Annotated in this window: 25 protein-coding genes; 6 read left to right on the top strand and 19 right to left on the bottom strand. The window is 72.0% G+C overall.

The genetic code is table 11. The features are described 5' to 3' along the window. Positions 1 to 88: 88 nt before the first annotated feature. Positions 89 to 667, bottom strand: coding sequence for a TetR/AcrR family transcriptional regulator (locus tag ACLJQZ_RS25860; protein ID WP_410622453.1), 579 nt, complete (start codon positions 665 to 667; stop codon positions 89 to 91). A gap of 85 nt (positions 668 to 752) precedes the next feature. Here ACLJQZ_RS25860 and ACLJQZ_RS25865 point away from each other — a divergent pair, with 85 nt between their 5' ends. Together ACLJQZ_RS25865 and ACLJQZ_RS25870 are read left to right on the top strand one after the other, a co-directional pair. Then, the gene (locus ACLJQZ_RS25865) at positions 753 to 1634 is read left to right on the top strand and encodes an SDR family oxidoreductase (RefSeq protein WP_410622454.1); all 882 of its coding nucleotides are present in this window, start codon (positions 753 to 755) and stop codon (positions 1632 to 1634) included. Positions 1635 to 1701: 67 nt separating this feature from the next. Beyond that, positions 1702 to 2616, top strand: a complete 915-nt coding sequence (locus ACLJQZ_RS25870; protein WP_410622455.1) for an aminoglycoside phosphotransferase family protein — start codon at positions 1702 to 1704, stop codon at positions 2614 to 2616. Here the strand turns inward: ACLJQZ_RS25870 and ACLJQZ_RS25875 are convergent. The 4 genes from ACLJQZ_RS25875 to ACLJQZ_RS25890 all read right to left on the bottom strand — a co-directional run bounded on the left by ACLJQZ_RS25875 (position 2613) and on the right by ACLJQZ_RS25890 (position 7379). Further along, the gene (locus ACLJQZ_RS25875; RefSeq protein WP_410622456.1) at positions 2613 to 3443 is read right to left on the bottom strand and encodes an SAM-dependent methyltransferase; all 831 of its coding nucleotides are present in this window, start codon (positions 3441 to 3443) and stop codon (positions 2613 to 2615) included. The two genes, ACLJQZ_RS25870 and ACLJQZ_RS25875, sit on opposite strands and share 4 nt — an antisense overlap. Before the next feature lie 434 nt (positions 3444 to 3877). Next, positions 3878 to 4138 (bottom strand): hypothetical protein, encoded by a 261-nt coding sequence (locus ACLJQZ_RS25880; RefSeq protein ID WP_410622457.1) that lies wholly within the window; start codon positions 4136 to 4138, stop codon positions 3878 to 3880. A gap of 189 nt (positions 4139 to 4327) precedes the next feature. Beyond that, entirely contained in the window at positions 4328 to 4504 is a 177-nt protein-coding gene (locus ACLJQZ_RS25885; protein WP_410622458.1) for a hypothetical protein, read from the bottom strand. A gap of 61 nt (positions 4505 to 4565) precedes the next feature. After that, on the bottom strand, positions 4566 to 7379 hold the full coding sequence (locus ACLJQZ_RS25890) for a glycoside hydrolase family 2 TIM barrel-domain containing protein (RefSeq protein WP_410622459.1): 2814 nt from the start codon (positions 7377 to 7379) through the stop codon (positions 4566 to 4568). 172 nt (positions 7380 to 7551) lie between these two features. Between ACLJQZ_RS25890 and ACLJQZ_RS25895 the strand changes: the two genes are divergently transcribed. Beyond that, a complete protein-coding gene (locus ACLJQZ_RS25895) occupies positions 7552 to 9630 on the top strand; it encodes a PQQ-dependent sugar dehydrogenase (protein ID WP_410622460.1) in 2079 nt (692 codons plus the stop codon). A gap of 73 nt (positions 9631 to 9703) precedes the next feature. Then, the gene (locus ACLJQZ_RS25900; protein WP_410622461.1) at positions 9704 to 10918 is read left to right on the top strand and encodes a cytochrome P450; all 1215 of its coding nucleotides are present in this window, start codon (positions 9704 to 9706) and stop codon (positions 10916 to 10918) included. Positions 10919 to 11109: 191 nt separating this feature from the next. On the opposite strand, the gene ACLJQZ_RS25905 is transcribed toward ACLJQZ_RS25900, so the two are convergent. From ACLJQZ_RS25905 to ACLJQZ_RS25925, 5 genes are all read right to left on the bottom strand, one after another. After that, the gene (locus ACLJQZ_RS25905; RefSeq protein WP_410622462.1) at positions 11110 to 12369 is read right to left on the bottom strand and encodes a cytochrome P450; all 1260 of its coding nucleotides are present in this window, start codon (positions 12367 to 12369) and stop codon (positions 11110 to 11112) included. After that, a complete protein-coding gene (locus ACLJQZ_RS25910; protein ID WP_247049530.1) occupies positions 12366 to 12974 on the bottom strand; it encodes a GTP-binding protein in 609 nt (202 codons plus the stop codon). The genes ACLJQZ_RS25905 and ACLJQZ_RS25910 overlap by 4 nt, the downstream gene beginning before the upstream one ends. Continuing rightward, on the bottom strand, positions 12955 to 13314 hold the full coding sequence (locus ACLJQZ_RS25915) for a DUF742 domain-containing protein (protein ID WP_247049528.1): 360 nt from the start codon (positions 13312 to 13314) through the stop codon (positions 12955 to 12957). Before ACLJQZ_RS25915 ends, ACLJQZ_RS25910 begins: the two co-directional genes overlap by 20 nt. Further along, positions 13311 to 13730 carry a roadblock/LC7 domain-containing protein gene (locus ACLJQZ_RS25920; protein WP_247049526.1) on the bottom strand — a complete coding sequence of 140 codons (420 nt, stop codon included), beginning with the start codon at positions 13728 to 13730 and terminating at the stop codon, positions 13311 to 13313. The genes ACLJQZ_RS25915 and ACLJQZ_RS25920 overlap by 4 nt, the downstream gene beginning before the upstream one ends. Before the next feature lie 75 nt (positions 13731 to 13805). Next, the gene (locus ACLJQZ_RS25925; protein WP_410622463.1) at positions 13806 to 15164 is read right to left on the bottom strand and encodes a sensor histidine kinase; all 1359 of its coding nucleotides are present in this window, start codon (positions 15162 to 15164) and stop codon (positions 13806 to 13808) included. A gap of 392 nt (positions 15165 to 15556) precedes the next feature. Here ACLJQZ_RS25925 and ACLJQZ_RS25930 point away from each other — a divergent pair, with 392 nt between their 5' ends. Further along, positions 15557 to 16492 carry an FAD-dependent oxidoreductase gene (locus tag ACLJQZ_RS25930; protein ID WP_410622464.1) on the top strand — a complete coding sequence of 312 codons (936 nt, stop codon included), beginning with the start codon at positions 15557 to 15559 and terminating at the stop codon, positions 16490 to 16492. 10 nt (positions 16493 to 16502) lie between these two features. Further along, on the top strand, positions 16503 to 16682 hold the full coding sequence (locus ACLJQZ_RS25935) for a hypothetical protein (protein WP_410622465.1): 180 nt from the start codon (positions 16503 to 16505) through the stop codon (positions 16680 to 16682). Positions 16683 to 16941: 259 nt separating this feature from the next. Here ACLJQZ_RS25935 and ACLJQZ_RS25940 read toward each other — a convergent pair whose 3' ends face one another. The 9 genes from ACLJQZ_RS25940 to ACLJQZ_RS25980 form a co-directional block, all read right to left on the bottom strand. Further along, positions 16942 to 17988 carry a radical SAM protein gene (locus ACLJQZ_RS25940; RefSeq protein ID WP_410622466.1) on the bottom strand — a complete coding sequence of 349 codons (1047 nt, stop codon included), beginning with the start codon at positions 17986 to 17988 and terminating at the stop codon, positions 16942 to 16944. A 65-nt stretch (positions 17989 to 18053) separates the two neighbouring features. After that, positions 18054 to 18587, bottom strand: a complete 534-nt coding sequence (locus ACLJQZ_RS25945) for a flavin reductase family protein (RefSeq protein ID WP_326948054.1) — start codon at positions 18585 to 18587, stop codon at positions 18054 to 18056. Between the two features lie 51 nt (positions 18588 to 18638). After that, on the bottom strand, positions 18639 to 19994 hold the full coding sequence (locus ACLJQZ_RS25950; protein WP_410622467.1) for an FAD-binding oxidoreductase: 1356 nt from the start codon (positions 19992 to 19994) through the stop codon (positions 18639 to 18641). Beyond that, complete coding sequence (locus ACLJQZ_RS25955) at positions 19991 to 20347, bottom strand: hypothetical protein (protein WP_247049516.1); 357 nt, start codon at positions 20345 to 20347, stop codon at positions 19991 to 19993. The genes ACLJQZ_RS25950 and ACLJQZ_RS25955 overlap by 4 nt, the downstream gene beginning before the upstream one ends. Next, a complete protein-coding gene (locus tag ACLJQZ_RS25960) occupies positions 20344 to 21645 on the bottom strand; it encodes an ATP-grasp domain-containing protein (RefSeq protein WP_410622468.1) in 1302 nt (433 codons plus the stop codon). Before ACLJQZ_RS25960 ends, ACLJQZ_RS25955 begins: the two co-directional genes overlap by 4 nt. Before the next feature lie 58 nt (positions 21646 to 21703). Next, entirely contained in the window at positions 21704 to 23029 is a 1326-nt protein-coding gene (locus ACLJQZ_RS25965; RefSeq protein ID WP_410622469.1) for an NAD(P)/FAD-dependent oxidoreductase, read from the bottom strand. Beyond that, the gene (locus tag ACLJQZ_RS25970) at positions 23026 to 24573 is read right to left on the bottom strand and encodes a class I tRNA ligase family protein (RefSeq protein WP_410622470.1); all 1548 of its coding nucleotides are present in this window, start codon (positions 24571 to 24573) and stop codon (positions 23026 to 23028) included. The genes ACLJQZ_RS25965 and ACLJQZ_RS25970 overlap by 4 nt, the downstream gene beginning before the upstream one ends. Then, a complete protein-coding gene (locus ACLJQZ_RS25975; RefSeq protein ID WP_410622471.1) occupies positions 24570 to 24941 on the bottom strand; it encodes a cupin domain-containing protein in 372 nt (123 codons plus the stop codon). The genes ACLJQZ_RS25970 and ACLJQZ_RS25975 overlap by 4 nt, the downstream gene beginning before the upstream one ends. Next, positions 24938 to 26290 (bottom strand): SidA/IucD/PvdA family monooxygenase, encoded by a 1353-nt coding sequence (locus ACLJQZ_RS25980; RefSeq protein WP_410622472.1) that lies wholly within the window; start codon positions 26288 to 26290, stop codon positions 24938 to 24940. Before ACLJQZ_RS25980 ends, ACLJQZ_RS25975 begins: the two co-directional genes overlap by 4 nt. Between the last annotated feature and the right edge of the window lie 55 nt (positions 26291 to 26345).

Consider the following 26345-nt stretch of genomic DNA (forward strand, 5'->3'; position numbering starts at 1 on the left):
CTCTCATGAAGGAAGACGGTCACGGGTCCGGCTCGTGCACCGCGGGTGCGATGTGCCACACGAACGCAACCTCGGCTCGAAGGCCAGGTCAGCCCAGGGACGCGCTCGCCGCGCGCAGCTCGTCCAGGGCCGCCAGGACGTACGGCGCGAACTCGCCCGCGGTGTCGCGGTCGGCGTCGGACCACTCGGCGTAGGCCCGCTTGAAGGCGAGGACGCCCAGCTCGGCCGCGAGGTGGGCGATCGGATCGGGCACTCCGCGGGCGACCAGTGCCGAAGTCATGGCGGCCGCGAGGCCGACGCTCTTGAGGGCGTCCCGCTCCTGCAGCTCGGCGCTGGCGGCGACGGCCGCCTTCAGCCGGGGGCCGAGTTCGCGGTTCATCGGGCCCATCGTGCTCGCCGCGCGTTCGAGGCCGGCCGCGACCGCTTCGAGCGGCGTGGCCCCCGGCGGCGCTTCGGTGATCCCCTCGGCCAGCAGCCTGCTCAGCGCTTCCTGCCCGGCCACCAGCAGGTCGCGCTTGTCCGGGAAGTAGCGGAAGAAGGTGCTTCTCGTGACACCGGCCTGCTCGGCGATCTGCGCGACCGTGGTGGCGTCGTACCCCTGCTCGGTGAAGAGGTCGACGGCAGCCAGGACGAGCCGTTCACGCGCCCCCGGTTCCCATCGTGCCATGGGGCGATCATAGGTGATGGGACTAGTGTCGCATCACTCTGGTAGCGTGATGAGACACTAGTCCCATCACTTTCTGGAGAGTCCCATGCATGTCTTTGTCACCGGCGGCACCGGGCTGGTCGGCTCCGCCGTCGTCGCGGAGCTGCTCGGCCACGGCCACACCGTGTCGGTGCTCGCCCGCTCCGACGCGTCCGCGCTGGTCGCGGAGAAGGCCGGCGCCGAGGCGGTGCGGGGAAACATCGCCGAACTGGACGTCCTCCGCGCCGGGGCCGCGCGGGCCGACGGGGTGATCCACCTGGCCTTCAGCAACGACTTCAGCAGCGCCGAGGCCGTCGCGCGGTCGGTCGCCGAGGAGAGCGCCGCCATCGCGGCCCTGGGCGAGGCGCTCGTCGGCAGCGACCGCCCGTTCGTCACGGTCTCGGGGACGCCGTGGGTGTCCGGCCGCCTCTCCACCGAGGCCGACCCGGCGCCGACCGACGGGCCGGTCGGCGGCCGCGGCCGCGCCGTCACGGCCGCCCTGGAGCTGGCTTCGCGCGGGGTCCGCAGCTCGGCCGTGCGCCTGCCGCGCACCGTCCACAACGAGGGTGACGGCGGTTTCGCCGGCCTGCTGACCCGCATCGCGCGGCAGACCGGCGTGTCCGGCTACCCGGGCGACGGCGCCCAGCGCTGGCCGGCGGTGCACGCCCTCGACGCGGCCGTCCTGTTCCGGCTGGCCCTGGAGCAGGCCCCGGCGGGAACCGCCTGGCACGCCGTGGCCGACGAAGGTGACGCGGTGCGCGACATCGCCGCGGTCATCGGCCGGCGCCTGGGCCTGCCGGTCGAATCAGTGGCCGAGGAGACGTTCGGCCCGCTGGGCCCGATCTTCGCGGCCGACCAGCCCTCGTCGAGCGTCCACACCCGGGAAGCGCTCGGCTGGGAGCCGAAGCACCCGAGCCTGCTCGAGGACCTGGAGAACATCCAGTCCTGACTCGACCGGCAGCGGGACCGGGATAATTCGGTCCCGCTGCCGGTACCTCACAGATCATGATGACCGGGTGAGCACCACACCCACGCTCGGTCCCGTGCCCCAGCGCCTGACCGTCGACGCCGGCCAGGTCCGCCGGCTCGTCGCCGAGCAGTTCCCGCGGTGGGCCGGTCTTCCGGTCCGACCCGTGGCGGACGGCGGCTGGGACAACCGGACCTTCCACCTCGGCGACACGATGTCGGTGCGGTTGCCCAGCGCGGCCGAGTACGCCTTGGCGGTCGCCAAGGAACAGCGCTGGCTGCCGGTGCTCGCGCCGCAGCTGCCCCTGCCCATCCCCGTCCCGCTGGCGGAAGGCGTACCCGGCGCGGGTTATCCGTTCCCGTGGTCGATCCACCCGTGGCTCGACGGCGAGCCCGCGAGCGCGGACCGGATCGCCGGCCCCGTCCGGTTCGCGGCCGACCTCGCCGATTTCCTGGTGGCGTTGCGGAGCGTCGACACCACGGACGCTCCCCGGCCGGGCCCGCACAACTGGTTCCGGGGCGGCACCCTGCGCACGTACGACGAGCCGGCCCGGCGCGCGCTCGCGAAGCTGGCCGGCCACGTCGACGTCGACCTGGCCGGTGAGATCTGGCAGACGGCGCTGGACGCGCGCTGGGACGGCGTCGAGACCTGGTTCCACGGCGACGTCGCCCCGGGGAACCTCTTGCTGCGGAACGGAAAGCTGGCGGCGGTCATCGACTTCGGCACGTGCGGGGCCGGCGACCCGGCCTGCGACGTGGCCGTCGCGTGGACCCTGCTGACGGCCGACGGCCGTCAGGCGTTCCGCGAGCGGCTGTCCCTCGACGACGCCACCTGGGCCCGCGGCCGCGGCTGGGCACTGTGGAAGACGCTCGTCACGTGCGCCCGGACCTGGGGCCGCGACAAGCGCGAAGCCGTGAACGCACGGCGCGTCCTCGGCGAGATCTTCGCCGGGTACCAGCGTTAGGACCGCTTCATCCCGACACCGCCGACAGCGAGCCGTTGTGCCGGGCGGGGGACGCGCAGGGCCGGGCCGTCGGGCCACCAGTCCTGCAGGCGTACCAAGCCCGGGTCCAGCAGGTCGAACCCGGCGAACAGGCGCTCGACGCCGGTTTCGGTGCGGCAGCGGACGGGGCGGTGGCAGCGGGACTCCCACGTGCGTTCGATCGCGCGCGGGGCGAAGCCGGCCCCGGTGGGTTCCGCCCAGCAGCTGAGGGCGAGCACCGAACCGGGCGGCAGCAGCGCGCGGTAGCCGGCCAGGGCCGCGGCCAGGCGGGCGTCGTCCGGTTCGTGCTGCACGCCGGTGGTCAGCAGCACGGCGACCGGCCGGGTGAGGTCGAACGCCGTGCAGACCGTCTCGTGGCCGAGCAGGTGCCACGGCTCCAGGTGGTCGGCGTGCACCACCGCGGTGTTGTCGTTGTCGTCGAGCAGCGCGCGTTCGTAACTGAGGACGAGGCTGTCGGTGTCGGTGTAGATGACCTTCGCCTCGGGGTTCGCCCGCTGCGCGGTCTGGTGCGTGTTGTCCTGGGCGGTCGGCAGTCCCGCGGCCAGGTCCAGGAACTGGTCGACGCCGCGGGTGGCGAGGTGGCGGACGACCCGCACGTGCCACGCTCGGGCCGCGCGCAGCAGATCGGTGAAACCCGGCGCGGCCTCGTCCAGGTCGCGCAGCGCGGCGCGATCGGTGGCGTAGTTGTCGTGGCCCCGAAGGGCCGCGTCACGAATACGCGCCGGTGACGCGACGTCGTGGTCCCACCGATAACCTGACCACACATCCGAGTCGACTGCGAGAGTCACGCCACCTCCGGATCGGGACCACCTGCACCTGGGCTGGCAGTTTAACCACTTTGGTAACTCCTGTGACCACATCGGGGGCTACACGAAAGTATGGTCCGTAGCAGGCGGTGAACCACTGGCTGTAGGTCACCGCCCCGCCGATCGGTCGGGCGATGCGGCCGTTCAGGTAACGCGACCGGCCACAGCCGGTCACCGCACCGGCTCCACCGTGCCGCAGGGGGAGCCCGCGAAGGCGACCTCCGCTCCGCTCTCCCCAAAAGCCGTGAAGGCCTCCTTCCCGGCCATAAGAGCCGGGAAGGAGGCCTTCACGGCTTTTCGGCGTGCGAGGGTGAGGCGAGCGGGCCTCGCGGGATCGGATGTCACGTTGCGATTGCATCTGTTACGAGCAATGCCCGCGAGAATCGCGCCCGGTCGCATTTCGGGCGCGATTCCGGTCACTGGGGGTCCAGTTCGTCCACCAGGGCCGCGTCGACCTTTGCCGCGGCCCGGCGCACTGCCCGGCCCGCCACGACCAGCAGGATCACGACCGCCAACGTGGCGACCATCGCCCAGGCGCTGCCGTCGTCGTCGGCCGGCACCACCGCGAACGTGACCAGGGCGAGCAGCAGCCAGCGTTTCCGTTCGCCCGCCAGGACCCGTGGCCGGCGGGAGGCGCGGCGGTGCACGATCGAATACCCGTACTCAGGAACACCCATCGACTCTCGGCCTCCCGTCAGCGACCGCGCGCCTCATCGACGTCACGGTTCGCAGTCTTCTGACCCCCAAACAGTCGATCTGCTCCACAAGAGAGTTACAGATGTTTCAAGCAATAACTCAATGCAGTCATCGATTCAGTCGAACGAGTGAACCTCGCACCCCTTATTCTCTTCAAGACAAAAACTGTTTCATCTTTTGCCGGATTCTTCCTCGTCGGGTGGGGCGAGCCCGCGGTCGAGCGGGTGGGTCGAGGTGATCTCGGGCTCCACCGAGGGCGGCGCGAGCCCGCGGTCCAAGGTCCGCTCTTCGGTCCCGTTCTCGTCTTCGCCGGGCACCCGCCCGTGGTCTTCGTCGTCGATCGTCATGGTCGCGGGGTACCCGAATTCTCCCGAGTTACCCGGCGGGCAGTGCCCGGACCAGCGGCGATCACGCGTCGAAGCGGAAGTACACCGTCCGGTGGTAGTCGCCGGCGGCCGCGTTCGGGCGGCTCTCCGGGCCCAGCGAGGCGACGCCGTGGAACTTGTTGCCGATCGGCGCGATGCCGTCGAGCAGGGAGAGGTTGCCGGCCGGGTAGGTGACGACCGCGTTCTGCGGGTCGGGTCCCACCGCCGGGGTGAACAACCGCAGGAACAGGCCCTCGTCCGCGGCGACCACCGTGACCGCGCCTTCGGTGGTGTCGAGCACCGCCCAGCAGGTCCGGGCGTGGTAGCCCTTGAACTCCGGGTAGCCGAACCCGCTCGCCCCGGTCGCCGTGTCGTTGTACGGCTTGCTCCAGACGTCGGGCTGCACGCCGCGCAGCCGGTTCTTGTAGACGCGGTACGGCCCGTCGCCGAGCCACATGAGCCCCCGCACGTTCGCCTCGGGGTAGTCGAAGTTCACCCCGAGGTGGTCGTGGTCGCCGGTGGCGCGGTAGCGGTACTCCAGCCGCAGCCAGCCGTTGGCGTCCAGGCGCCAGCGCACGGACGTCAGGTCGCCGGTGTAGTCCGCTTGGACGACCCAGCCGGTGCCGTCGCGGAAGTGGCTGAACGCGGTGAGCGCGGCCGTCCCGCCGGCCGGGGCGGGACCGTTGCCGAGCGACACCGGTGCGCTGCCGCGGCGCACGCCGGTCAGCCGTCCGCTGGATTTGCTGACGGTGACCCGGGTGGCACCGGCGACGAGCGTGACGTCGGTGGCGGTCTCAGCTGCGGTGACACTGCCGGTGGTCGCCGGCTTGACCAGGCGCGCGGCGAAGTCCGGCGCCTTGCGGATCCGCCACGTCCAGCCGGCGACGTCCCGGCCGGTCGCGTCGGTCACGCTCAGCCGCAGCGCGTCGGCGCCGGTCCAGTCGGCGGGCAGGCCGAGCGTCACCGCGCCGGTGGCGCCCGGGGCGACGTCCGGCGCGCCGGCCTGGCCCTGGGCGAGCACCTGGTGACCGGGGCCCGCGCCGGGCGCGGGGAACGCGAGCAGCTGCCAGCCGAACCGGCACGTCCGGAGGTTCGTGAAGTCGTACCGGTTGACGAGCTTCACGGTCTTGTCGAACGACGCCGGGAACACCGTGTCGTAGTAGGCCGGGCTGGCCAGCTGGACCGGCGACCAGATGTCCTTGATCGTGAAGAAGCTGCCTTCCTTCTCGCGGTACGGGCCGAGGATGCCGTCGGGGGCCCGGCTGCCGTTGGTGTCGAGGGCACCGCCGCGGTCGTCGCGCACGACGCTTTCGTCGACGAGCGCCCAGATGAACCCGCCCGCCGAGCGTTGGGCACCGCCCATGAGCTTCCAGTAGTCGTTCAGCCCGGCGCCGGCCCCGCCGTCGTAGAGCCCGTGCAGGAACTCGGTCGGCATGAAGACCGTGGCGCCGGCGGCCTTGCTCGCGGTGCTGCTGTAGGTCTGGTAGTGGCTGGTGTCGACGCCGCTGAAGGTCGTCCACGGGTGCAGCACCGCCCGCCGCTGCGGGTCGTACTGCCCGAAGTCGTCGTCCAGCGCGGTGTTCCAGCCGCCCTCGTTCCCGTTGTCCCAGAACAGGATCGACGGGTGGTTGACGTCGCGCCGCACCAGGGCCGCGACCAGTGGCGCGCCGACGCCCTCGTCGTAGTGGTGCTGCCAGCCGGTCAGCTCGTCCAGGACGTAGAGGCCGAGCTCGTCGCAGAGGTCGAGGAAGTACGCGTCCGGCGGGTAGTGCGACATCCGGACGGCGTTCATGTTCATGTCCTTCATCAGCCCGATGTCCAGCCGGGCGAGCCGGGGACTCGACGCGCGGCCGGACGTCGGCCAGAAGGTGTGCCGGTTCGCTCCTTTGAGGACGATCCGCTTCCCGTTGACGTAGACGCCGTCGCCGGTGCGGACCTCGATCGTGCGGAACCCGAAGCGCTCGACGGTGCTGTGCCACGGCACCCCGGCGGAGCTCGCGAGCGTCAGCTCGACCTGGTGCAGGTTCGGCGTCTCGGCCGTCCACAGGGGTGGCTGGGCCGCGGTGGTGGTCAGTGTCGCGCCGGTCGCGCCGCTCGCCACGGCGATCGAAAAGGCGCCGCCGACGGCCGTGCCGTCGAGCCGGCGCAGCTGGGCCGACACCCGGCCCGCCGCGGTCACCCCGGCGAGCGTGACCTGGGCGGTGAAGGTCCCGTCCGCGCGGGCGTCGATCGCGACGCGGTCGATCCGCGCGGCCGGGCAGGCCTCCAGCGACACCGGCCGGAAGAGCCCGCCGAAGTTCCAGAAGTCGCCGCGGCGCTCGGCGTCGTTCACGGAGTTGTCGGCCGACTCCTTGCCGACGGTCGCTTCGAGCAGGTTCGGCTCGCCGAGCCGCAGCAGGGCCGTCACGTCGTAGCGGAAGCGGTAGAAGCCGCCCTGGTGCACCGGCCCCGCCGAGACGCCGTTGACCCGCACGTCGGCGTCGGTCATGGCGGCCTCGAACACCAGGAAGATCCGGCGGCCGGCCCAGGACCCCGGCGGCGTGAACGGGTGCCGGTAGTTGCCCTTCTCCGCCGGGACGAGGTCCCCGCCGTAGTGGTAGCTGCCGAAGCCGTGGCACTCCCAGTTGGACGGCGTCGGGATCGTCGCCCACTCCCCCGCGCGCCGGCCGGCCGTGACCTGGAAGTCCCAGTCGACGGTGTGGTCGGCGTCGCTGCCGGTGAGCAGCATCGTCTCGGTCACCGGACCCGCGAGTGCCGCGCCGGTTCCGGCCGCCGACGCGGCTCCGGACGTCGGCAGTCCCGCGGCGGCCACACCGGCCGCGCTGATCGCCAGCGCACGGCGACGGGTGAGTTCCACCAGGCCTCCCAAAGTCCGATCTGATATATGACACACCGTACAACGGTAACCACCGACCAAGCGGACAAGCCGCCGGACAAGTCTTGACGTCCGGTCGCGGGCCCACGACAGTGGTGCGGCACTCCGCCCCCTCCCCGCGGTCTCCGGCCGATCCACCTTGAAAGGTAGGAGAATGTTCTCCTCGAACGTCCGTCGGCGACTGCGCCTCGGTGTCCTGACCGCCGTGATCGCCGCCGCCGCGGTGGTCGCGCCCACCGCCACCACCGCGACCGCGGCCACCGGCTCGACCGTGGTCGGCGTGGCCTCCGGGCGCTGCCTCGACGTCGTCGGCAACAGCACCGCGGCGAAGACGCGCGTCAACATCTACGACTGCAACGGGCAGGCCAACCAGGGCTGGACGTTCACCGCGGCGGGCGAGCTGCGGGTGTACGACGGCACCATGTGCCTCGACGTCGCCGGCGCGAGCACCACCTCCCCGGCCGACGCGCAGATCTACACCTGCAACGGCGGCGCCAACCAGAAGTGGCGGATCGGCACCGACGGCACGATCACCGGCGTGCAGTCGGGCCTCTGCCTGGACGTCACCGCGGCGGGCACCGCGAACAGCACCCTGGTCGGGTTGTGGACCTGCAACAACGGCGGCAACCAGAAGTGGCGAACGTCGCTGGCCGCCGACACCCAGCCGCCGGGCGTGCCGGGCAACCCGCGGGTGAGCGACCTGGTCTGCGACGCCGTGACGTTCTCGTGGAACGCGGCCACCGACAACGTGGGCGTCGCGTTCTACGACGTCTACCACGACGGCCAGCTGATGAAGTCGGTGAGCGGGAGCACCCTGTCGACCAGCCTCACCGTCGTCGGCGGCGTGACCTGGGGCCTGTACGTGAACGCCCGCGACGCCGCGGGCAACGTCTCGCAGGCCAGCACCACCGTGCCGATCACCCCGCCGCAGTGCCAGCCGGACACCCAGGCGCCGAGCGCGCCCACCAAGCTGACCGGTTCCGCGTCCGGCACGACGGTGACCCTGAACTGGACCGCGGCCACCGACAACATCGGCGTCCGGGCCTACGACGTCTACCGCGGCGGCGCCAAGGCCGGCACGGTCACCGGGACCGCCACCGCGCCGCCCGCGACCACCTTCGTCGACAGCGGGCTGGCGGCGAACACGAGCTACTCGTACTACGTCGTCGCGCGGGACGCCCAGGCGAACGTGTCGGCGCCCAGCGCGGCCACGACCGTTACCACCGGCGCGGCCTGCGGCTCGTCCGTGTGCACCGTGACGCAGATCGCCACCGACACCGACATCCCGTGGGGCCTGGTGACGCTGCCGGACGGCACCATCCTCTACACCCGGCGCGACGCCCACGACATCGTCCACCTGAACCCCGCCACCGGGGCCAAGACCACCGTGGGCACGGTCCCCGGCGTCGACAACACCGACGGCGAAGGCGGCCTGCTCGGCCTGGCCGTCGCGACCACGTTCGCCAGTGACCACTGGCTCTACGTCATGCACACCTCGCCGTCCGACAACCGGATCGTGCGGATCAAGCTGGAGAACGACAAGCTCACCACCAGTTCGGAACAGGTCCTGCTCAGCGGGTTGCTGCGCAACAAGTTCCACAACGGCGGCCGGCTGCGCTTCGGCCCCGACGGCAAGCTCTACGCCAGCACCGGCGACGCCCAGAACGGCGACAACGCGCAGAACAAGACCAGCCTCAACGGCAAGGTCCTGCGCTTCAACCCGGACGGCAGCGTGCCCTCGGACAACCCGTTCGGCAACCAGGTGTGGAGCTACGGCCACCGCAACCCGCAGGGGCTGGCGTTCGACTCCCAGGGCCGGTTGTGGGAGCAGGAGTTCGGCAACGCGATCATGGACGAGACCAACCTGATCACCAAGGGCGGCAACTACGGCTGGCCGGCGTGCGAGGGCACCTCAGGGACGTGCGGCACCGCGGGCTTCATCGCGCCGAAGCGCACGTACCCGACGGCGGACGGCTCCTGCTCCGGCATCGCCATCGTCCGCGACGTGCTCTACGTCGCGTGCGAACGCGGGACCCGGATGTACCGCGAGGTGATCAGCGGGAGCGACCTGACGAACGTCCAGGCGTACTTCAACGGCACCTACGGGCGGTTGCGCACGGTGGAACCCGCACCCGGCGGCGGCCTGTGGCTGACCACGACGAACAACGGCGACAAGGACAGTATTCCCGACAACAGCGACGAGAAGATCTTCCACGTCGTTTTGGGTGAATAGCCCCGCGCAAACTCTTTCGCAATGGCAACTATCCCCGATAACCTGCTGATCGACCGTCGAGTAAAGGAGCCTCGTGACTTCAGCAGGGCACGCGCCGGACCTTCTGTCTCCGGAGTTCGCCGCCGATCCGTACACCGCCTACGACGTCATGCTCGAGCATTCGCCGGTGATCTGGCACGAGGGAATGCAGAGTTACGTCATTTCGCGCTACGAGGACGTGTCGCGCGCCTTCAAGGAGGGCGTGTTCACCACCGAGAACTACGGCTGGCAGCTGGAACCCGTGCACGGCCGGACCATCCTGCAGATGAGCGGCCGGGAGCACTCGATCCGGCGGGCCCTGGTGGCGCCGGCGTTCCGGGGCAACGAGCTGGAGCAGAAGTTCCGCCCGGTGATCGAACGCAACTCCACGCAGCTCATCGACGTCTTCCGCGGCCGCGGCTCGGCCGACATCGTGACGGACTACGCCCGGCACTTCCCGATCAACGTGATCGTCGACATGCTGGGTCTGGACCAGAGCGACCACGCCCGGTTCCAGCGGTGGTACAGCGCGATCATCGCCTTCCTCGGCAACCTCAGCCAGGACGAGGGCGTCACCGCGGCCGGCCTCGAGACCCACGACGAGCTCGCCGCGTACATGATCCCGATCATCCGCGACCGCCGCGAAAACCCCGGTGACGACCTGCTTTCCGCGCTCTGCGCCACGGAAGTCGACGGCACCACGATGAGCGACGAGGACATCAAGGCGTTCTGCAGCCTGCTGCTGGCCGCCGGCGGCGAGACCACGGACAAGGCGATCGCCAGCCTGTTCCGGAACCTCCTGGAGCACCCGGACCAGCTCGACGCCGTGCGCGCGGACCGCGGCCTGATCCCGAAGGCGTTCGCCGAAACCCTGCGCCACACCCCGCCGGTGCACATGATCATGCGCCAGCCCGCGGAAGACGTCGAGATCGGCGGCGAGAAGATCCCGGCCGGCAGCACGGTGACCTGCCTGATCGGCGCCGCCAACCGCGACCCGCGCCGCTTCGCGAACCCGGGCGCGTTCGACATCTTCCGCACGGACCTCCCGACCGAGACAGCGTTTTCCGCGGCGGCGAGCCACCTGTCGTTCGCGCTGGGCCGGCACTTCTGCGTGGGTGCGCTGCTGGCGAAGACCGAGATCGAGGTGGGCGTCAACCAGCTGCTGGACGCGATGCCGGACGTCCGGCTCGCCGAGGGCGCGGAACCGGCCGAGCGAGGCGTGTTCACCCGGGGACCGGCGTCGCTGCCGGTGGTCTTCACCCCGGCGTAGGCGCTCCGGCGTGAGCACCGAGTGGCTGCACAGCGAAGCGGAGATCGCGGCCGCCTTCACCCGCTCGCCGTGCCCGGCCAGGCGAGCTAGCCCGCCGCCCGCCGACCCCCGTCGTCCGTGAAGGCCTCCTTACCGGCCATAAGAGCCGGTAAGGAGGCCTTCACGGACATACGAGCGGGAGCGCCGGCAGGTCACCACTTCGCCGGGCCGGCGACGTGGACCGGGGTGAAGACCACCGGCAGGCTCTCCAGGCCGCGCATCCACACCGATGGCCGCCACACGAGGTTCTCCGCCGGGACCGCCAGTTCCAGGTCCGGGAGGCGGTCCAGCAGCACCTCGACCGTCGTGCGGGCGATGACCTCGGCCACTTCCGGCGCCGGGTAGGGACATCCGTGCTCGCCGTGGCCGAACGACATGTGCGCGTGGTTGCCCAGGGCGCCCGATGCCGCGTCCGGGCGGGCGTGCGGGTCGGCGTTGCCCGCCGCCAGGCCGAGCACCACCAAGTCGCCCTCGCGGACGCGGACGCCGCTCAGCACCGTGTCGCGCGTGGCGAAGCGGCCGATGAAGTTCTGCGTGGGCGTGTCGTGCCACAGGACCTCGTTGAGGGCCTGGCCGACACTCCCCCGGCCGCCCGACAGCGTCATCGCGAAGCGGCTGTCGGTCAGCATCAGCCGGATCGTGTTGCCGATCCAGTTGGCCGTCGGCTGCTGGGCCGCAGCCGTCACCACCAGCAGGTCCTGGACGACCTCGTCGTCGGTCAGGTTCGCCGGGTCCTGCATCATGGCCGTGGGCACGTCCGCGCCCGGCTGCTGGTGCTTCACCGCCACCAGGCGCGCCATCGCCTCCTGCACCCGCCCGTACGCGGGCAGCGCCTCCGGGCCGACGTCCAGCGACAGCGCGACGTCCCGCACCAGCGCGGGGGCCTCCGAGTCGGGCATGCCGTACATCTTCGCGATCGCGAGCAGCGGCGCCTGCTGGGCGAACCGGGCGATCAGGTCGGCTTCGCCGGAGCCCGCGAACTCGTCGATCAGCCGGTCCGCGATGCGCTCGCAGTGGGCGCTGAGGTCGAACTGGTCGACCGCCGACAGCGCGTCGCCGATCGCGCCCGCCCGCCGCCGGTGTTCCGCGGCCTCGGTGAACATCACCGACGGGTTGTGCATCACGTAGGGAAGCAGCGGCCAGTCGTCGGGGACGTTGCCCCACTGGTTCCACCGGCGGCTGTCGCGGGCGAACAGCTGCGAGTCCTGGCACACCTGGTGGATCTCGCGGTAGCCGGTCAGCAGCCAGGCCGGGATGTCGCCGTCGAGCAGGACCGGGACGACGCCGCCGTACTGGCGCCGGATCCGGGCGTAGAGCGCGGCGGGATCCTTCTGGAACTCGGGTCCGTACAACCGGACGCGGTCCGCCGCGGGGATCGTGTCCGCCGGGGTGCTGGTCTGGAAACCGGTCACGATGCGCCCTCCCGGACTGTGGACAGGGTGTAGAGGTGGTCGACGAGCGAGATCAGCACCTGCTTGGCCGAGTCCCGGTCGCGGGCGTCGCAGTCGACGAGCGGCACCTCGTCGGGCAGGTCGAGCGCGGCGCGGACGTCGTCGAGGGTGTGCTTCGGCGGCCCGAAGTTGTTGCGCGCCACGATGAACGGCGTCCCGTGGTGTTCGAGCCGGTCGATCGCGTACCAGGACTCGGCCAGCCGGCGGGCGTCCACCAGGACGACGGCGCCGAGGGTGCCGGCGAAGAGGCTGTCCCAGAGGAACCAGAACCGTTCCTGCCCCGGCGCGCCGAAGAGGTAGAGCACCAGCTGCTCGTCGAGGCTGATCCGGCCGAAGTCGAACGCCACCGTGGTCGTCGTCTTGGCCTGCACCCCGCGGGTGTGGTCGACGCCGATCCCGGCCTGCGTCATCGTCTCTTCGGTGCTCAGCGGCCGGATCTCGCTGACCGACCGGACCATGGTCGTCTTCCCGACGCCGAAGCCGCCGACGATGACGATCTTCAGGCCGTCGGTCGCGGTGTCGGCCAGGGGCAGCCGTTCGTCTTGTTCAGAGATTGCGGAGTCCAACGAGCACCTTCTTGAGGAATTCCGAGTCGGAGGTCCGTCCCGCGGCCTGGGCCGACGACGGATGTCGGGCGGACACCTTGCCCGTCGCCAGCAGGTCCGCGAGCAGAATCTTGATCACACTCACCGGTAGCGCCAGATCGGACGACAGCTCGACGACGGACGTCGGCTTCGCCGCGATCTCGAGGATCCTGACGTGCTCGGACTGCATGCCCGCCGACGGCTGCGACTCCCGGACGATCAACGTGACGAGATCGAGGTCGATGTCGTCCGCGCTGCTGCGCCCGCCCGTGACCGTGTAGAGCCGGTCCGGGTCCTCCCCGTCGAGCGCCGAGCGCGTCACGAAGCCGGGTGGTCAGCCGCCGTGAAGCGCGGCGGGGCGGTGAAGACTGAGCCGATCTGTTCCACCAGCTCGTCCATGTTGTGGCCGATCAGGCCCACGTCGGCGTCCTCCGTGGCGATCACGGCCAGGTGCGAGCCGACACCCGCCTCCACGATGAAGAGGATCCCGCCGTGGAACTCGGTCATCGAGTTCCGCACGCCACCGGTGCCGTCGCCGAACTCGACCGACGCGCCGTGCGCCAGCGCCTGGACGCCGGCGGCGATCGCGGCCAGCTGGTCGGCACGGTCGACGGTGAGGCCCTGGGTGTGGCAGAGCTTCAAGCCGTCACGGGACAACACGAGCGCGTGACAGGCGCCGGCCGTGTTGCCGACGAGGTTCTCGAGGAGCCATTCGAGGCTCTTGTCCGAATCAGTCATCGAATCCGGGGACCGGGCTGGCGGGTCCCCTCGCTCCAATCTGGCGGGGTGCGGATGTTCGGGGGGAGCGACGGGTCACGCGTCTTCGCCGGTGTCCGCCGGGGAGGCGGCGTGGCGCGACGGCGCGGCACTGCCGCTGCGCCGCTGCTGGAAGGCACCGAACCGGGAACCGGTGTCCCGCTCGGCCCGGGCGGTGCTCGGCGTGGGCGACGGCGGCCGGCGCGACGCGGCGGTCAGCGTCTGCCCGCGCGAGCGCCGCGGCAGCTCGGACGGCTCGGCCAGGTCGCCGGTGATCTCGTGGCTCGTGTCGTCGGCGGGCCCGGGCCACGCGACGGCGGCGGAATCGTCGGCCTCCGGCACCGTTTCCGGCCGGGGCTGCGTGATCAGCTGCGTCGGAATGCGCATGACAACACCGATCCCCCCACGCGAAGACGGCCGGAAGAAGACGTGCAATTGGTGCTTGCGGGCCAGGCAGCCCACGACCGCCAGGCCGAGGCGCGTGCCCGACATCGAGGTCAGGTCGAGCGGCTGGTCGAGCGACACCGCGCGCTCGGCGCGGACGAGGGCCTGCGCCTTCATGCCGAGGCCGCCGTCCTCGATGGTGATGACCGCGCCGTTGTGCAGATCTTCGACATAAACGTGCACTTCTTCGGACGGCGCCGAGAACTTCGTCGCGTTGTCCATGAGTTCGGCGAGCGCGTGCATGACGTCTTCCGCGGCGTAACCGACGACGGCCACCCCGCTCGCGGAATGCACCCGGACCCGCTGATAAGCGCCGATCCGGCCGAGTGCGCCGCGCAGGATGCTCTCCATCCGGATCGGTTTCGTCCAGCGGCGGCCCGAGCGCGCGCCGGTGAGCACGGCGATGCTGTCGGCCAGCCGGCCCGCCTGCGCCGTGCTGTGGTCCACTTTCAGGAGGTCCCCGAGCATCGCGTCGGACGACCGGTTCTCCATCTCCCGCAGGTCCCCGAGGGTGCTGGTCGCCAGCGCCTGCAGCCGGCCCGCGGCGTTCGCGCAGGCAGCGGTCGCGGCCGCGCGCCGACGTTCCCCGACGGCGATCTCGTCGACCACCAGCCGCAGGACGCGCTGGTGGAGCTCATCGGCCGGGCGCGGGACCTCGGCGAGCACGCTGTCCGCGGGCGCGCCGCCGCGCAGCCGCCGGACGGCGTCGGGCACCGTCTGCTCCAGCAGCCGGGCCAGTTCACCGTCGCTGTACCGGACGAACTCGCGGGCCTGCTGGGCCTCGTCGAGCGCGGTCCGCGTCTGCCCCGTCGCGTGCGCGACCTGATCGGTGCGGCGCAGCGCGAAGAACACCGCGACGCACGCGACGATCCCGGTGAACGCGCCCGCGATGGCGATGACAATCCCCTGACCACCGGAAACCGACAGGGATATCCACGTCCAGATCGCCGCGGCGACGACCGCGGTGACCACTACCCCGATTACGGCCCGGCCGACTGACTCGCGTTCTTCCCGATGCTGTGCGGGCGGTCGTTCCGACATCGCTCCACTTCCTCGAGTCCGATTGGTGCCCGAACAGTACTCGGTTTGCCGACCGAGATCACGGGTCGGTTTCGGTGCGCCTACAACGGCGGCGACACTAACGCCGCCGTCGCGGGCCGGGCAGCGCGGGTCCCGATTTTTCGGGCGATCACCTGCCCTTACTCGAATTCCGCCGGATCCGCAAGGCTCGTGGCAGCCAATGCGTATCGGCGACATCTCCGGGAAAGGCGTGCCGGCGTCATGTCGGCGTCGTGTCGGGGCCGTGTCGGCGGGGTCACACACGCTCGGTGGCAATTCGCACCACCGTCACCGAAGGAGCACCCATGCGCACTCCCGTCACGATCGTCGGCGCCGGACTCGGCGGTCTCATCCTGGCCCGGGTCCTGTCCCGGCACGGAATCCCGGTCACGGTCCACGAAGCGGAGGCCTCACCGACGGCCCGCGCCCAAGGCGGGATGCTCGACATCCACGACCACAGCGGACAGCGCGCTCTCCGGACGGCCGGCCTGATCGACGATTTCCGCGCCATCGTCCTGCCGGGCCGGGAAGCGATGCGGGTCGTCGAGACGGACGGGACCGTGCTGTACGACCGGGCCGACGACGGCACCGGCGGCAGTCCCGAAGCGCAGCGGGCCACGTTGCGGCAGCTGCTGCTCGATTCCCTCCCGGCAGGCACCGTCCGGTGGGGCCGCCGGGTCGACGGCGTGCGCACCCTCGGCGAAGGCCGTCACGAGCTCACCTTCGCCGACGGCACCACCGACGTGACGGACATGGGGATGGCCGCCCACGCCGCCGGGCACACGACCGGATCCGACGAGTGGCTGCGCCGCAGCGAGCGGCACCTGGCGCTGGTCGGCGCGGCCCAGGACGCCCGGTCGACCCGCGTGCTGCTCGACACGCAGCTGGCACTGGCCGGCGACGCCGAGGCCGAGCGCCGGCTGCGGGAGACCGCCGGTTCGGCCGATCTCGACGTCCACCAGGCGCGGCTCGGCCTGGCCCAGCCGGCCTGGCGCCGCGGCCGGCCCGACGAGGCCACGGCCCACGCGGACGCGCTGCTGCGGGCCGGCCCGCCGGCCGTCTTCCGGATCGCGGTCGCCGTCCTCCACGTGTGGCTCGGCGCCGACGCCCGGGCCGCCGAGACGCTGCGTGCCGTGCGCCCCCGAAGTCCTGACCGCCCACGACCGTCCGCTGCTGGGCGCCTGGGCGATGGGCGGCGCGGAGCCGGCCGCCTTCCGGGGCGGGGCCGCGATCGCCCGTGAGCTGTGGGCCATGGGCACGCGAGTGGGCGCGAACGCCAGCCAATTCGCTCCCCAGGGCCGCGGCGAACGCCTCGCGACGGCGTTGGGTGACCGCGAAAGCCGCGAGCGGTTGCTGGCCGACGCCGGCGGGCTCACGGGGACCGCGCTTTACGGCCGCATCAGGACGTTGACGGACGAACTGCTCGCCTGAGCCCGGTCCGACAACGCCGTGTTGGCCACTCCCGTCGCCATGTTGGCCACTCCGGTCATCGTGTTGGCCACTCCCGTCGCCGTGTTGGTCACTCGCGAACGACTGAGCCGCCCGCCAACGGCCAACACAGTGACCGGAACGGCCAACATGGTGACCGGAACGGCCAACATGGTGACCGGAACGGCCAACATGGTGACCGGAGCGGCCAACACGGGCAGCGGACGGGCTGCCCGGCTGGCGCGGATCCGGGGCCGGCACCTCAGAAGAGGGACTGCTGCGCCGGTTCCTCCTCCGGTTGGCCCCGGCGGCCGTTGAGGGCGAACTTGTCCTCGATCGTCTCGTCCGGGTCCGGGAAGCCGTACTTCGCGATGAGCGGGCGGATCCGGGCCCCGATCTCGTGGCGGTAGGACGTCTCCGAACCGGACGAATACAACCGCGTGTACTCCGAGACCAGTTCCGGGTGCGCGCCGCGCAGCCAGGTGAAGAACACTTCCTTCACCGCGGACGACAGGTAAAGCGGGTGGTACAGCACGCTCGTCGCGCCCGCTTCGGACACCGCGGCCACCAGTTCCTCCAGCTGCTCCGGCGAATCCGTGAGGTGCGGGAGGATCGGCGACAGGAACACCGTGCACTCGAGGCCCGCGTCGCGGATGGCGCGGACCGTGGCCAGGCGCGCCGTCGTGGTCGCCGTGCCGAACTCCACCGACTGCTGCAGCTGTTCGTCCAGGATCGACAGCGAGACGCCCAGGTGCACCGTCGTCGCGCGGCTCGCCTTGACCAGAAGATCCAGGTCGCGGCGGATCATCGTGCCCTTGGTCAGGATCGAGAACGGGACGCGGTGGCCCGTCAGCGCGTCGATGATCCCGGGCATCAGCGCGTAGCGGCCCTCGGCGCGCTGGTAGACGTCGGTGTTGGTGCCGAAAGCCACGCGTGGCGGAAGTTTCCGCTTGCGGGCCAGCTCGCTGCGCAGCACCTCGACGATGTTCGTTTTGACGATGATCTCGTTGTCGAAGTCACCGGCGACGTCCAGCCCGAGCCGCGTGTGCGTGGGACGCGCGAAGCAGTACTGGCACGCGTGCGTGCAGCCGCGGTACGGGTTCATCGTGTACTCGCCCGGCAGCATGCGCGCGTCCGCCGGCACGTGGTTCAACGCGCTCTTCGCGAGCACCTCGTGGAACGTCACGCCCCGGAACTCCGGGGTCCGGACACTGCGCACGAACCCGGTCAGCCGGGCCAGGCCCGGCAGCGTCCCCGCGTCGACGCGGTCGGTGCGCTGGCCGTTCCAGCGCATCGAATCTTCGTTCACCGTCTCAGGTCTCCTCTTGCCGGGCGCTCAGCATGCCCGACCGCGCCGAGCCGGGCCAGGGCGCCTCACCCCACCGCCTCACCCCATTGGCCCGGCCCGGAGACCTGCCGCGGATCGGTGACGGAGTGGTAGGTGCCGTGCACGAACACGAGCGCGGGCGACTGCCGGTCGTGGCCGGTGGCCAGGACCTCCCCGACGACCAGCGTGTGGTCACCGAGGTCGATCGGCTGCCGCAGCGCGCACTCCAGCCAGCTCGCGCCGTCGAGCACGAGCGCCCCGGTCCGCTCCCCCGGAGTCGCTTCGAGAACCGCAATTTCGGAGACCCGCGAGGACCGCGGGCCGGCGAGGCGCCCGGCCAGCTCCCGCGCGCTCGCGGGGAGGATCGACACGACCCAGCGGCCGGTGTCGAGCAGGTCGGCGAGGAACACCGACTCCTTGCGGAAGGACAGGGAGATCAACGGCGGGTCGAGGGAGATCGAGCCCAGTGAGTTGACGGTGACGGCGTCGTGGCGACGGCCGCCGGGGGTGTCGCGGTAGGTGGTGGCGACGCACACGCCGGTGGCGAAGGTGCGCATCACGCCACGCAGGTCGGGGGACATTCGGCTGCTCCCGGGGTACGGGCCGGCCCGCCGGAGCGGGCCGGCCGGTGGTCAGGCTCCTTGCGGGGAAAGAAAGAACCGGTCGGGGTCGTACCGGTGCTTGACCTCGGCGAGCCGGGTGGCGTTCGGCCCGTAGTAGGCGCCGCGCCAGTCCTCGAGGTCCGGATCGGTGAAGTTGACGTAGGACGCGTCCGGCGCGAACTCCCCCGCCTCGGCGTGCAGGGCGTGGAGCCAGTCCAGGTTCGCCCGGACGACGCCCGGCGCGTCGTCCTCGGCCCACGACGTGTCGAGGCTGAGCAGGAACCGGGTGTCCCGGTGCGGGAACGCGGTGTCCCCCACCGGGACGCGGCCGATCGCGCCGCCCCAGGCGAACAGCGCGGCGCCCGCGCCGTCGGGGTTGCCGCTGCCCGGCCACTTGTCGACGGCCCGGACGAGCGCCTCGACGCCGTCGTCGCCGATCGCCCGCGGGCTGCACCGGGTCCGGGCCGCGAACGCCCCGCCCTCGCTGGCGTGGTGCAGGTACGTCGCGGCTTCCCAGAAGTCCCGGTCCTCGATGTCGGCGCGGTCGGGGGCCGCGACGGCGAAGACCGGCGCCAGCAGCTCACGCAGTTCTTCCGCGGAACCGAGGTGGTGGCCCACCACGGAGACGACGCCGTCGTCGCCCGACGAGCGGGCGATGCCGATCCGCGCCGAGAACGCCTCGGGCGCGGCCAGCATGATCTCCTGCATCGTGGCCAGCACCTCGACCGCGTGCGGCCACGACCAGAGCAGCAGGCAGGTCGAGCCGGCCGGGGCCGGGCGCGCCTGGAACGTGAAGCTCGTGTTCACGCCGAAGTTGCCGCCCCCGCCGCCGCGGCACGCCCAGAACAGGTCCGGGTGCTCGGTTTCCGACGCCGTGACGACCGAGCCGTCGGCGAGGACGACGTCGGTCGAGACCAGCGCGTCGCAGGTGAGGCCGTGCGCGCGGGAGATCGTCGTGACGCCGCCGCCGAGGGTCAGGCCGCCGATGCCGACGGTGTCGGAGTTGCCGAGCGGGAAGGTCAGGTCCCACGGTCGCAGCCCGGCGTAGAGCGCCTTCATCTGCGTCCCGCCGCCGACGGTGACCCGCCCGGTGCCGCGGTCGACGCGGATCCCGGACAGCCGCCGCAGGTCCAGCACCAAGCCGGTGTTCGCGGAAAAGCCGGCGTAGCTGTGGCCGCCGCCGCGGGCCACCAGCGGGATCGACTCCGCCCGGGCCCACTCGATCGCGCGGGCGACGTCGCCCGCGTGGGCGGCCGAGAGCACCGCCGCGGGGCGGGTGGCGGCGAACCGCCGGTTCACCGGCGCCGTGGCTTCACCGAAGCCGCGGTCGCCGGGGAGCCGGAGTTCGCCGTCCACCAGGCCGCGCAGGGTGTCCCACGCGGTCATCGCGCCGCTCCCGCGAGCTCGAGCTCGGCCGCGAGGACCTCCTCGAGGTAGGACACGCCCTTGGCGGCGTTGTCCCCGTGGCGTTCCCACACTTCCCGCAGCACCAGGTGACCGCCGTGCCACTGCGGGGTGTTGACGCTGTTGCCGGCGATCACCTCGCCGGTCACCAGGACCATCGTGTAGGCCAGCCGCAGCACGCCGGTCGGGCCGCAGACGCCGGTGACGGTGCCGCGCCGGACGTGGCCGCCCTCGAACGTGGCCCAGACCAGGTCGCCGTGCTGGTGGTACTCGGCGTACGTGCCGTCACCGCCGCCCAGCGCGCGGAACCGGCGGCCGTGGTAGTCGACGCTCATTCGTCCACGTCCAGGAGTCCGGCCGGCATCGCCAGCGTGGTGCCGACGGGCGGCGGCTCGATCTCTTCGACGCCGGCCTCGACGAGCGAGGCCGCGTGCGCGAGCCGCTGCTCGCACGTGTCGCGGTCGGGTGCCTGGCACACGACGAACGAGTGCCGGGCGATGTAGCCGCCCGGCGGCAGCCGCAGCGTGGTGCCGGGCTCCGCCATCGGGGACGCGGTGACCAGCCCGGGGGCTTCGGCCGGGACGGAGATCGAGTGCAGGACGCAGTCGTGGTCCGGGTAGCCGAACCGGATGCCGGCGACGCCCTCGCGGCTGTGCGAGACGTCCGGGCGCTGCCCGGTGGCGACGTCGAACAGCACGCTGCCCGGGTCGATGCCGGTCGCGGTCTTGCCGAGGAACGGGATGAGGTCGCCGCCGAGCCGGCCGTTGACCTCGATGATCACCGGGCCGGAGCGGGTCAGGCGGACCTCGGTGTGGGTGATCCCGTTCTCGATGCCGAGCACGTGGTGGGCCTTGGCCAGCACGCCCAGCAGTTCCTCGTCCTTCAGGAGCGGGTCGGCGGAGTCGACGACGTGGCCGGTCTCCTCGAAGAACGGCGGCATGCCGGTGCTCTTGCGGGCGAGGAACATCGGCAGGTACTCGCCCTTGTGGACGGCGCCGTCGATGCTGATCTCCGGGCCGTCGGCGTAGCCCTCGATCATCGCGCCGCCGCGGTAGGGCTCGTCGCCGACGAGGCTGGCCTCGTGGGCGACGCGGTAGGCGGCGTCGAACTCGGCCGCGTCCCGGGCGAGGGAGACGCCCATGCTGGCGCCGAGCGCCCGCGGCTTGACGACCACCGGGAACCCGATGCGGGCGACCGCCGCGCGGGCGTCGTCGAGGTCGGTGGCCAGGTGGAAACCGGGCTGCGGCAGCCCGGCGGCGGTGAGCCGGACGCGGCAGCTGTGCTTGTCGCGGCAGCCGTGCACGCCGGGGATGCTCAGGCCCGGCACGCCGAACTCGGCGGCCAGCTCGGCCGCCGGCATGACCAGCGGCTCGTCCCAGCAGAGCACGCCGGCGATCGTGTACCCGGTCGCGAGCTTGCGGGCGGTTTCGGCGAGCAGTGCGTGGTCGAAGACGTTGACGACGGTGATGTCGTCGAAGTACTCGTGCTGCCAGGTCGGGTTGAGGTTGTTGATCAGCACCAGCCGAAGCCCGCTTTCACGGGCCCGCTCGGCCACGCTGCGGACGAGGTATTCGCGGTAGAGCTTGAGCCCGCTGCCGATGACGAGCAGCGCACCCGGGGCGGTCGAGGTCATGGAAGACGTTCCTCCGGTCGGAAGGTGTGCAGGGGAAAGGTGGTTGAGACGACGGGGCTCAGGCGAGCGTGCCGACGGCGGTGGCCTGGCCGGCCAGCTGCGCGACGACGGCGTCCGCGGCCAGCGGCGCCGTGCGGAAGCCGTCACCGCCGCTGGCCGGACGGGCCCACACCGCGGGCCCGATCCGGACGAAGCCGGTGTTGCCGTCGGCGGCCGTGGCGTAGTGGCAGTGCTTGACCCGCACCACGTCGTATCCGTCCACATCGGACACGACGCCGGCGGCGAGCACCCGCGCGGCCCAGCCTGCGTCGTCGTCGGGCCCGGACAGGGTGGTCACCTCGCGCCGCACGGCGTCGGTGCTCACCTTGAGCAGGGTGCCCGCCACCGAGGGCAGCAGCCACGCCCGCCCGTCGGTGCCGATCCCGCCCACCGTGGGCGTCGCCGCCCACGCGTGGGCGAGCGCGGCGGGCGGGCGCAGGTACACCATCGTCTGGCGGTGCAACGCCACCGGCCGGTCGACCAGCGCCCCGGTCCACGGGCCGGCGGCGACGAGCACGACGTCGCCGGTCACCGTGGTGCCGTCGGCGAGCCGGACGCGGGCGCGGTCCGGGTCGATGCCGACGGCTTCCCGGCCGGGCCGCAGCTCGGCGTCGGGGTGGTGGCGCAGCCAGCGCGCCGCCGCGTGCAGCATCCGGTCGGCCAGCAGCGTCCCGGCGTGCGGTTCGAGCACCGCGCCGCTGCCCCGCGGGAACCCGACGAGCGGGTACGCCGACGGGTGCACGATCCGGATCGGCACCCCCGCGGCCGACGCCGTGGCGACCGCCGCAGGCACCTGGCCGGGGGGCAGGGCCTGGAGGACCCCGACCCGCCGGTAGAGGCCGGCACCCGGCAGGTGGTCGCACAGCAGCGCGTCCAGCTCGCGCCAGTGGCGGTGCAGCTCCGCCGCCTGGCGCGTGGCGGCCGTGTCGCCGACGACGAGGGCCCGCAGCGCCCGGTGCTGGTCGAACGACGTGGCGCCCGGGTGCGGCACCGGGCCGCGCTCGAGCAGCACCACGCGGTGCCCGTCCAGGACGCACCGGATCGCGGTGAGCAGACCGGAGATGCCGCCGCCGACCACCACGACCCGCAGGCCGCCGCGCCGGGAGCCGCCGGTCCACGCCCAGTCGCCGCCCGGCGTGGCCACGCCGGGCCGGCCGGCGGAGCTCGCCGTCCGGCTTTCACCGGGCAGGACGACCTCCGCGACGTCCGGCACCACACCGGTCGCCGCCGGGCTCTCGCCCAGCAGCACCGCCGTGCCACCGTCCCGGCCACCGCCGGTCGCCGACGGGCTCTCGCCCAGGACCACCGCGCTGCTCAGCCCACCCTGCCGGGTGCCGGCGCTCATCGCCCGGCCTCCGCCGGGCTCAGGCGGGGCAGCGCGGCCGGCGTGAACGAGTCCACGTCGGCCGGGGCCGCCCCGGCGTCCTCGCCGAGGACCGCCGCCGCCAGGTCGACCAGGATCGGCGCGGCGGCGCGCAGCAGCCGGTCGACCTCGAAGCAGAAGTCACCGGCGTCGGCGCCGGTCACCTCCCGGCGGTCGAGCCGGGCCAGCTGGTCGGTGATCGTCTCCGCCGCCCGGTTCAGGCTGAAGCCGGGCAGCTCGTACGACGCCGCGAAGCGCTCGGCCATCCGGGCCGCCCCGCGGCGCGACCGCTCCGACACCGCCAGCGGGCCGAGGCCGATCCACCGGTTCACCTTGTCGGCGACGCGGTTCCAGGGTTCGACCAGCCGGGTGCCGGTGACCCGCGCGAGGGCGTCCCGGCTGAAGCTGGTGCGCTGGTGCTCGGGGCTGGTCGCGGCCAGGTGGAACCGGATCAGGTCCCGCGGCACCTCGGCGGCCAGCTCCCGGCTCCACACCACGTGCCCGCGGCTGGTGGAGAACTTCCGGTGGTCCAGCTCGTAGAACTCGTTGGTGAGGTAGCGCGTCGGCAGGTCGTACTGGCCGTCGAAGGCCAGCAGCATCGCCGGGCCGGCGATCGCGAACGGGTAGATGTTGTCGAACCCGAGGAAGTACACGACCTCCGAACCGGCCCCGGCGAGCCACAGCGCGTCCTCGGTGCCGGCCGCGACGCCCCGCCGCTCGGCCGCGAGCGCCGAGCAGTGCATGCTCCACGCCATCGGCTCGGCGTTGGGGTTGACGACCTGCCCCGCGACCTCCGGGAAGGGCACCTTGATGCCCCAGGAGATCGGGTAGGTCACCGGGAAGTCCGGCAGCGGCCGCGACAGCATCTGCGCCATCGCCTGCGCCATGTGCGGCCGCATCCCGGCGGCGTTGGCCGCGAAGTGCGCCCGCAGCTGTTCGCGGTAGCGCTCGACCGGCAGCACGAGGACGTCGGCCTCGCGCAGCACCACGGGGTCCTCGGGGTCCAAAGTGGACCGGACGCCGAGGAGCTCGCCCGCCGCCACCAGGGCTCCGCAGCTCTCGCAGAGCCCCGCGCAGCCTTCGGACAGGCACTCCGGACAGCCGCCGGAGGCGAAGCCGTCCAGCAGGAACTCGCCGGACCGCTCGGAGTACGGGAACTTCATCGTGCGCAGTTCCAGCTTGCCCGCCGAGTAGAGCCGGCCGACGAAGTCGACGACCCACTTGGTGAACCGGTCGTCGTCACCGGTGTAGCCGTCGACGCCGATGCCCAGCGCGGCGAGGCTGGCCTCGATCTGCGCGGCCGAGGTGGCCACCAGCTCCGCCGGGGTGACGCCACGGCGGTGCGCGGTCGTCACCACGAAGGTCGAGGTGTCCTGGAACCCGGTGCCCAGCAGCACTTCCCGGCCCTGGGCCCGGGCGTAGCGGGCGTGCACGTCCGCGGCCAGGAACGGGCCGGCGATGTGGCCGAGGTGCAGGTCCCCGTTCGCCGTCGGCGCCGGGGAGATGATCACCGTCCGGGTGCTCACGACGCGCTCGCGTCGTGGCGGGCCGTGAACTGGGCCGTCATCTCGGGGTCCCACCAGACGCCGTAGTACTCGAAGTCCGCGTCGCCTTCGTTGGTGACGCAGTGGGTCGAGCCGGGCGGCAGCCGGACGACGTCGCCGGCGGTGAACGGGTGCGGCTCGCCGTCGACGACCAGGGTGGCGGCCCCGGCGATGGCGATGAAGATCTCGTACTCGTGGTGGGAGTGCGGGGTGGAGGTGGTGCCGGGGCGCAGGACGCACCAGGCGCCTTCGAACGGCGCGTTCAGCTCCGGCCAGGGCAGCAGGCGCTGGGAGTCCAGCCCGTAGGCGCGTTCGAGGTGTTCGCGGTCGAGCCGGCGGAGGTCGATCATGCCGCCACCACCACGGACTCGCCGGACGTGCGCAGGCCGCCGTCCGGGCCCGAACCGGTTTCCGAGCCGCGGCGGTCGACGATGTCCCGGACGATGTCGGCCGAGCGCTGGGCGAGCACGCTGATCAGCGAGTCGGAGATGCCGTGGGTGGCCTCGTTGACCCCCTGCAGGTACAGCGCGCCGTGGGCCTCCCGGCCGAGCTCGGCGCGGTACTGCCGGTTGACGGAGACGGTGTCCAGGCCGATCGAGTCGGCCAGGCCGCGGACCATCGCGGGCATCCGCGAGTCGAAACCGGTGCCCAGGAACACCGCGTCGCAGCGGATCTGCTCGATGCCGCCGTGCTTGAGGTCGCGGACGTCGAGCACGACCTCTTCGCCGCCGCCCTCGATCTCCGCCGCGCGGGCGCCGACGACCTCGCTGAGCGCGCGGATCGTGGAGACCGGCAGGCCCTGCATCTTCTGCCGGTAGATCATCGTGTACAGCTCTTCGAGGAACGGCGCCGCGAGCCCGGCGTAGTTGGTCAGGTGCATCTCTTCCAGCACCCGCGCCCGGGCCTCGTCGGTCATCGTGAAGAACTCGTCCACGAAGGACGGGAAGAACAGCTCGTTGACGAACTTGCTGGTCTGGTAGTCCTTGAGGCCGATCGCGCGGACCAGCATCGTCGGGGACGAGCCCTTCGCGTGCTCGTGCAGGGCCATGAACATCTCGGCGGCACTCTGCGCCCCGCCGATCACGACCGGCCGCAGCGGCTTGCCCGGGCGGGCCAGCCCCGCCGTGTCGGCGACGCGGGTGCTGTACTCGGTGCTGTGCACGACCCGCTCGGCCGGGAGCCCGCGGAAGACCTCCGGGACGTGGGCGTCGCGGCCGCCGCCGACGATCAGGTCACGGCAGAGGACGGTGTCGCCGTCGGACAGCGGGACGGTGAAGCCGAGCACCGCGCCCGACTCGGAGTGGATCGGCAGGATCCGCTCGGCGCGGGCGTTGTAGCGCACCTGGACGCGCTCCAGCGAGTCGGCGACCCACTGCAGATACGCCGAGACCTGCCAGCGGAACGGGTTGAAGGTGCCGAGGTTGACGAACTCGTCGAGCTCACCGCGCTCGTGCATGAAGTTGAGGAACGAGAACCGGCTGCGCGGGTTGCGCAGGGTCACCAGGTCCTTCACGTAGGACACCTGGCTGCGGGCCCACGGCAGCATCAGGTTGCGCTGCCACTTCACGTCCTCGTGCTGCTCCAGGATCATGGCGCCACCGGCCAGATCGGACCGGCCGCACTCCTCGATGGCCACGGCCAGCGCCAGGTTCGCCGGGCCGGCCCCGATCATCAGGACATCCACCTCGTGGACGGTCATAACGTGCCTGCTTTCCATCTCGGGGTGCGGCGCGCCGGGTCCCGACGCGCCGCAC

It is taken from the genome of Amycolatopsis sp. cmx-8-4 (assembly GCF_046548675.1).
Taxonomy (GTDB): domain Bacteria; phylum Actinomycetota; class Actinomycetes; order Mycobacteriales; family Pseudonocardiaceae; genus Amycolatopsis.

Excerpts from the sequence above, each read along its gene's own strand:
- ACLJQZ_RS25975 (WP_410622471.1), bottom strand. The coding sequence starts at position 24,941 with ATGATCGACCTCCGCCGGCTCGACCGCGAACACCTCGAACGCGCCTAC.
- ACLJQZ_RS25930 (WP_410622464.1), top strand. The coding sequence starts at position 15,557 with ATGCGCACTCCCGTCACGATCGTCGGCGCCGGACTCGGCGGTCTCATC.
- ACLJQZ_RS25920 (WP_247049526.1), bottom strand. The coding sequence starts at position 13,730 with ATGACTGATTCGGACAAGAGCCTCGAATGGCTCCTCGAGAACCTCGTC.
- ACLJQZ_RS25960 (WP_410622468.1), bottom strand. The coding sequence starts at position 21,645 with ATGACCTCGACCGCCCCGGGTGCGCTGCTCGTCATCGGCAGCGGGCTC.
- ACLJQZ_RS25955 (WP_247049516.1), bottom strand. The coding sequence starts at position 20,347 with ATGAGCGTCGACTACCACGGCCGCCGGTTCCGCGCGCTGGGCGGCGGT.
- ACLJQZ_RS25950 (WP_410622467.1), bottom strand. The coding sequence starts at position 19,994 with ATGACCGCGTGGGACACCCTGCGCGGCCTGGTGGACGGCGAACTCCGG.
- ACLJQZ_RS25965 (WP_410622469.1), bottom strand. The coding sequence starts at position 23,029 with ATGAGCGCCGGCACCCGGCAGGGTGGGCTGAGCAGCGCGGTGGTCCTG.
- ACLJQZ_RS25885 (WP_410622458.1), bottom strand. The coding sequence starts at position 4,504 with ATGACGATCGACGACGAAGACCACGGGCGGGTGCCCGGCGAAGACGAG.
- ACLJQZ_RS25880 (WP_410622457.1), bottom strand. The coding sequence starts at position 4,138 with ATGGGTGTTCCTGAGTACGGGTATTCGATCGTGCACCGCCGCGCCTCC.
- ACLJQZ_RS25865 (WP_410622454.1), top strand. The coding sequence starts at position 753 with ATGCATGTCTTTGTCACCGGCGGCACCGGGCTGGTCGGCTCCGCCGTC.
- ACLJQZ_RS25895 (WP_410622460.1), top strand. The coding sequence starts at position 7,552 with ATGTTCTCCTCGAACGTCCGTCGGCGACTGCGCCTCGGTGTCCTGACC.
- ACLJQZ_RS25945 (WP_326948054.1), bottom strand. The coding sequence starts at position 18,587 with ATGTCCCCCGACCTGCGTGGCGTGATGCGCACCTTCGCCACCGGCGTG.
- ACLJQZ_RS25980 (WP_410622472.1), bottom strand. The coding sequence starts at position 26,290 with ATGACCGTCCACGAGGTGGATGTCCTGATGATCGGGGCCGGCCCGGCG.
- ACLJQZ_RS25935 (WP_410622465.1), top strand. The coding sequence starts at position 16,503 with ATGGGCACGCGAGTGGGCGCGAACGCCAGCCAATTCGCTCCCCAGGGC.
- ACLJQZ_RS25860 (WP_410622453.1), bottom strand. The coding sequence starts at position 667 with ATGGCACGATGGGAACCGGGGGCGCGTGAACGGCTCGTCCTGGCTGCC.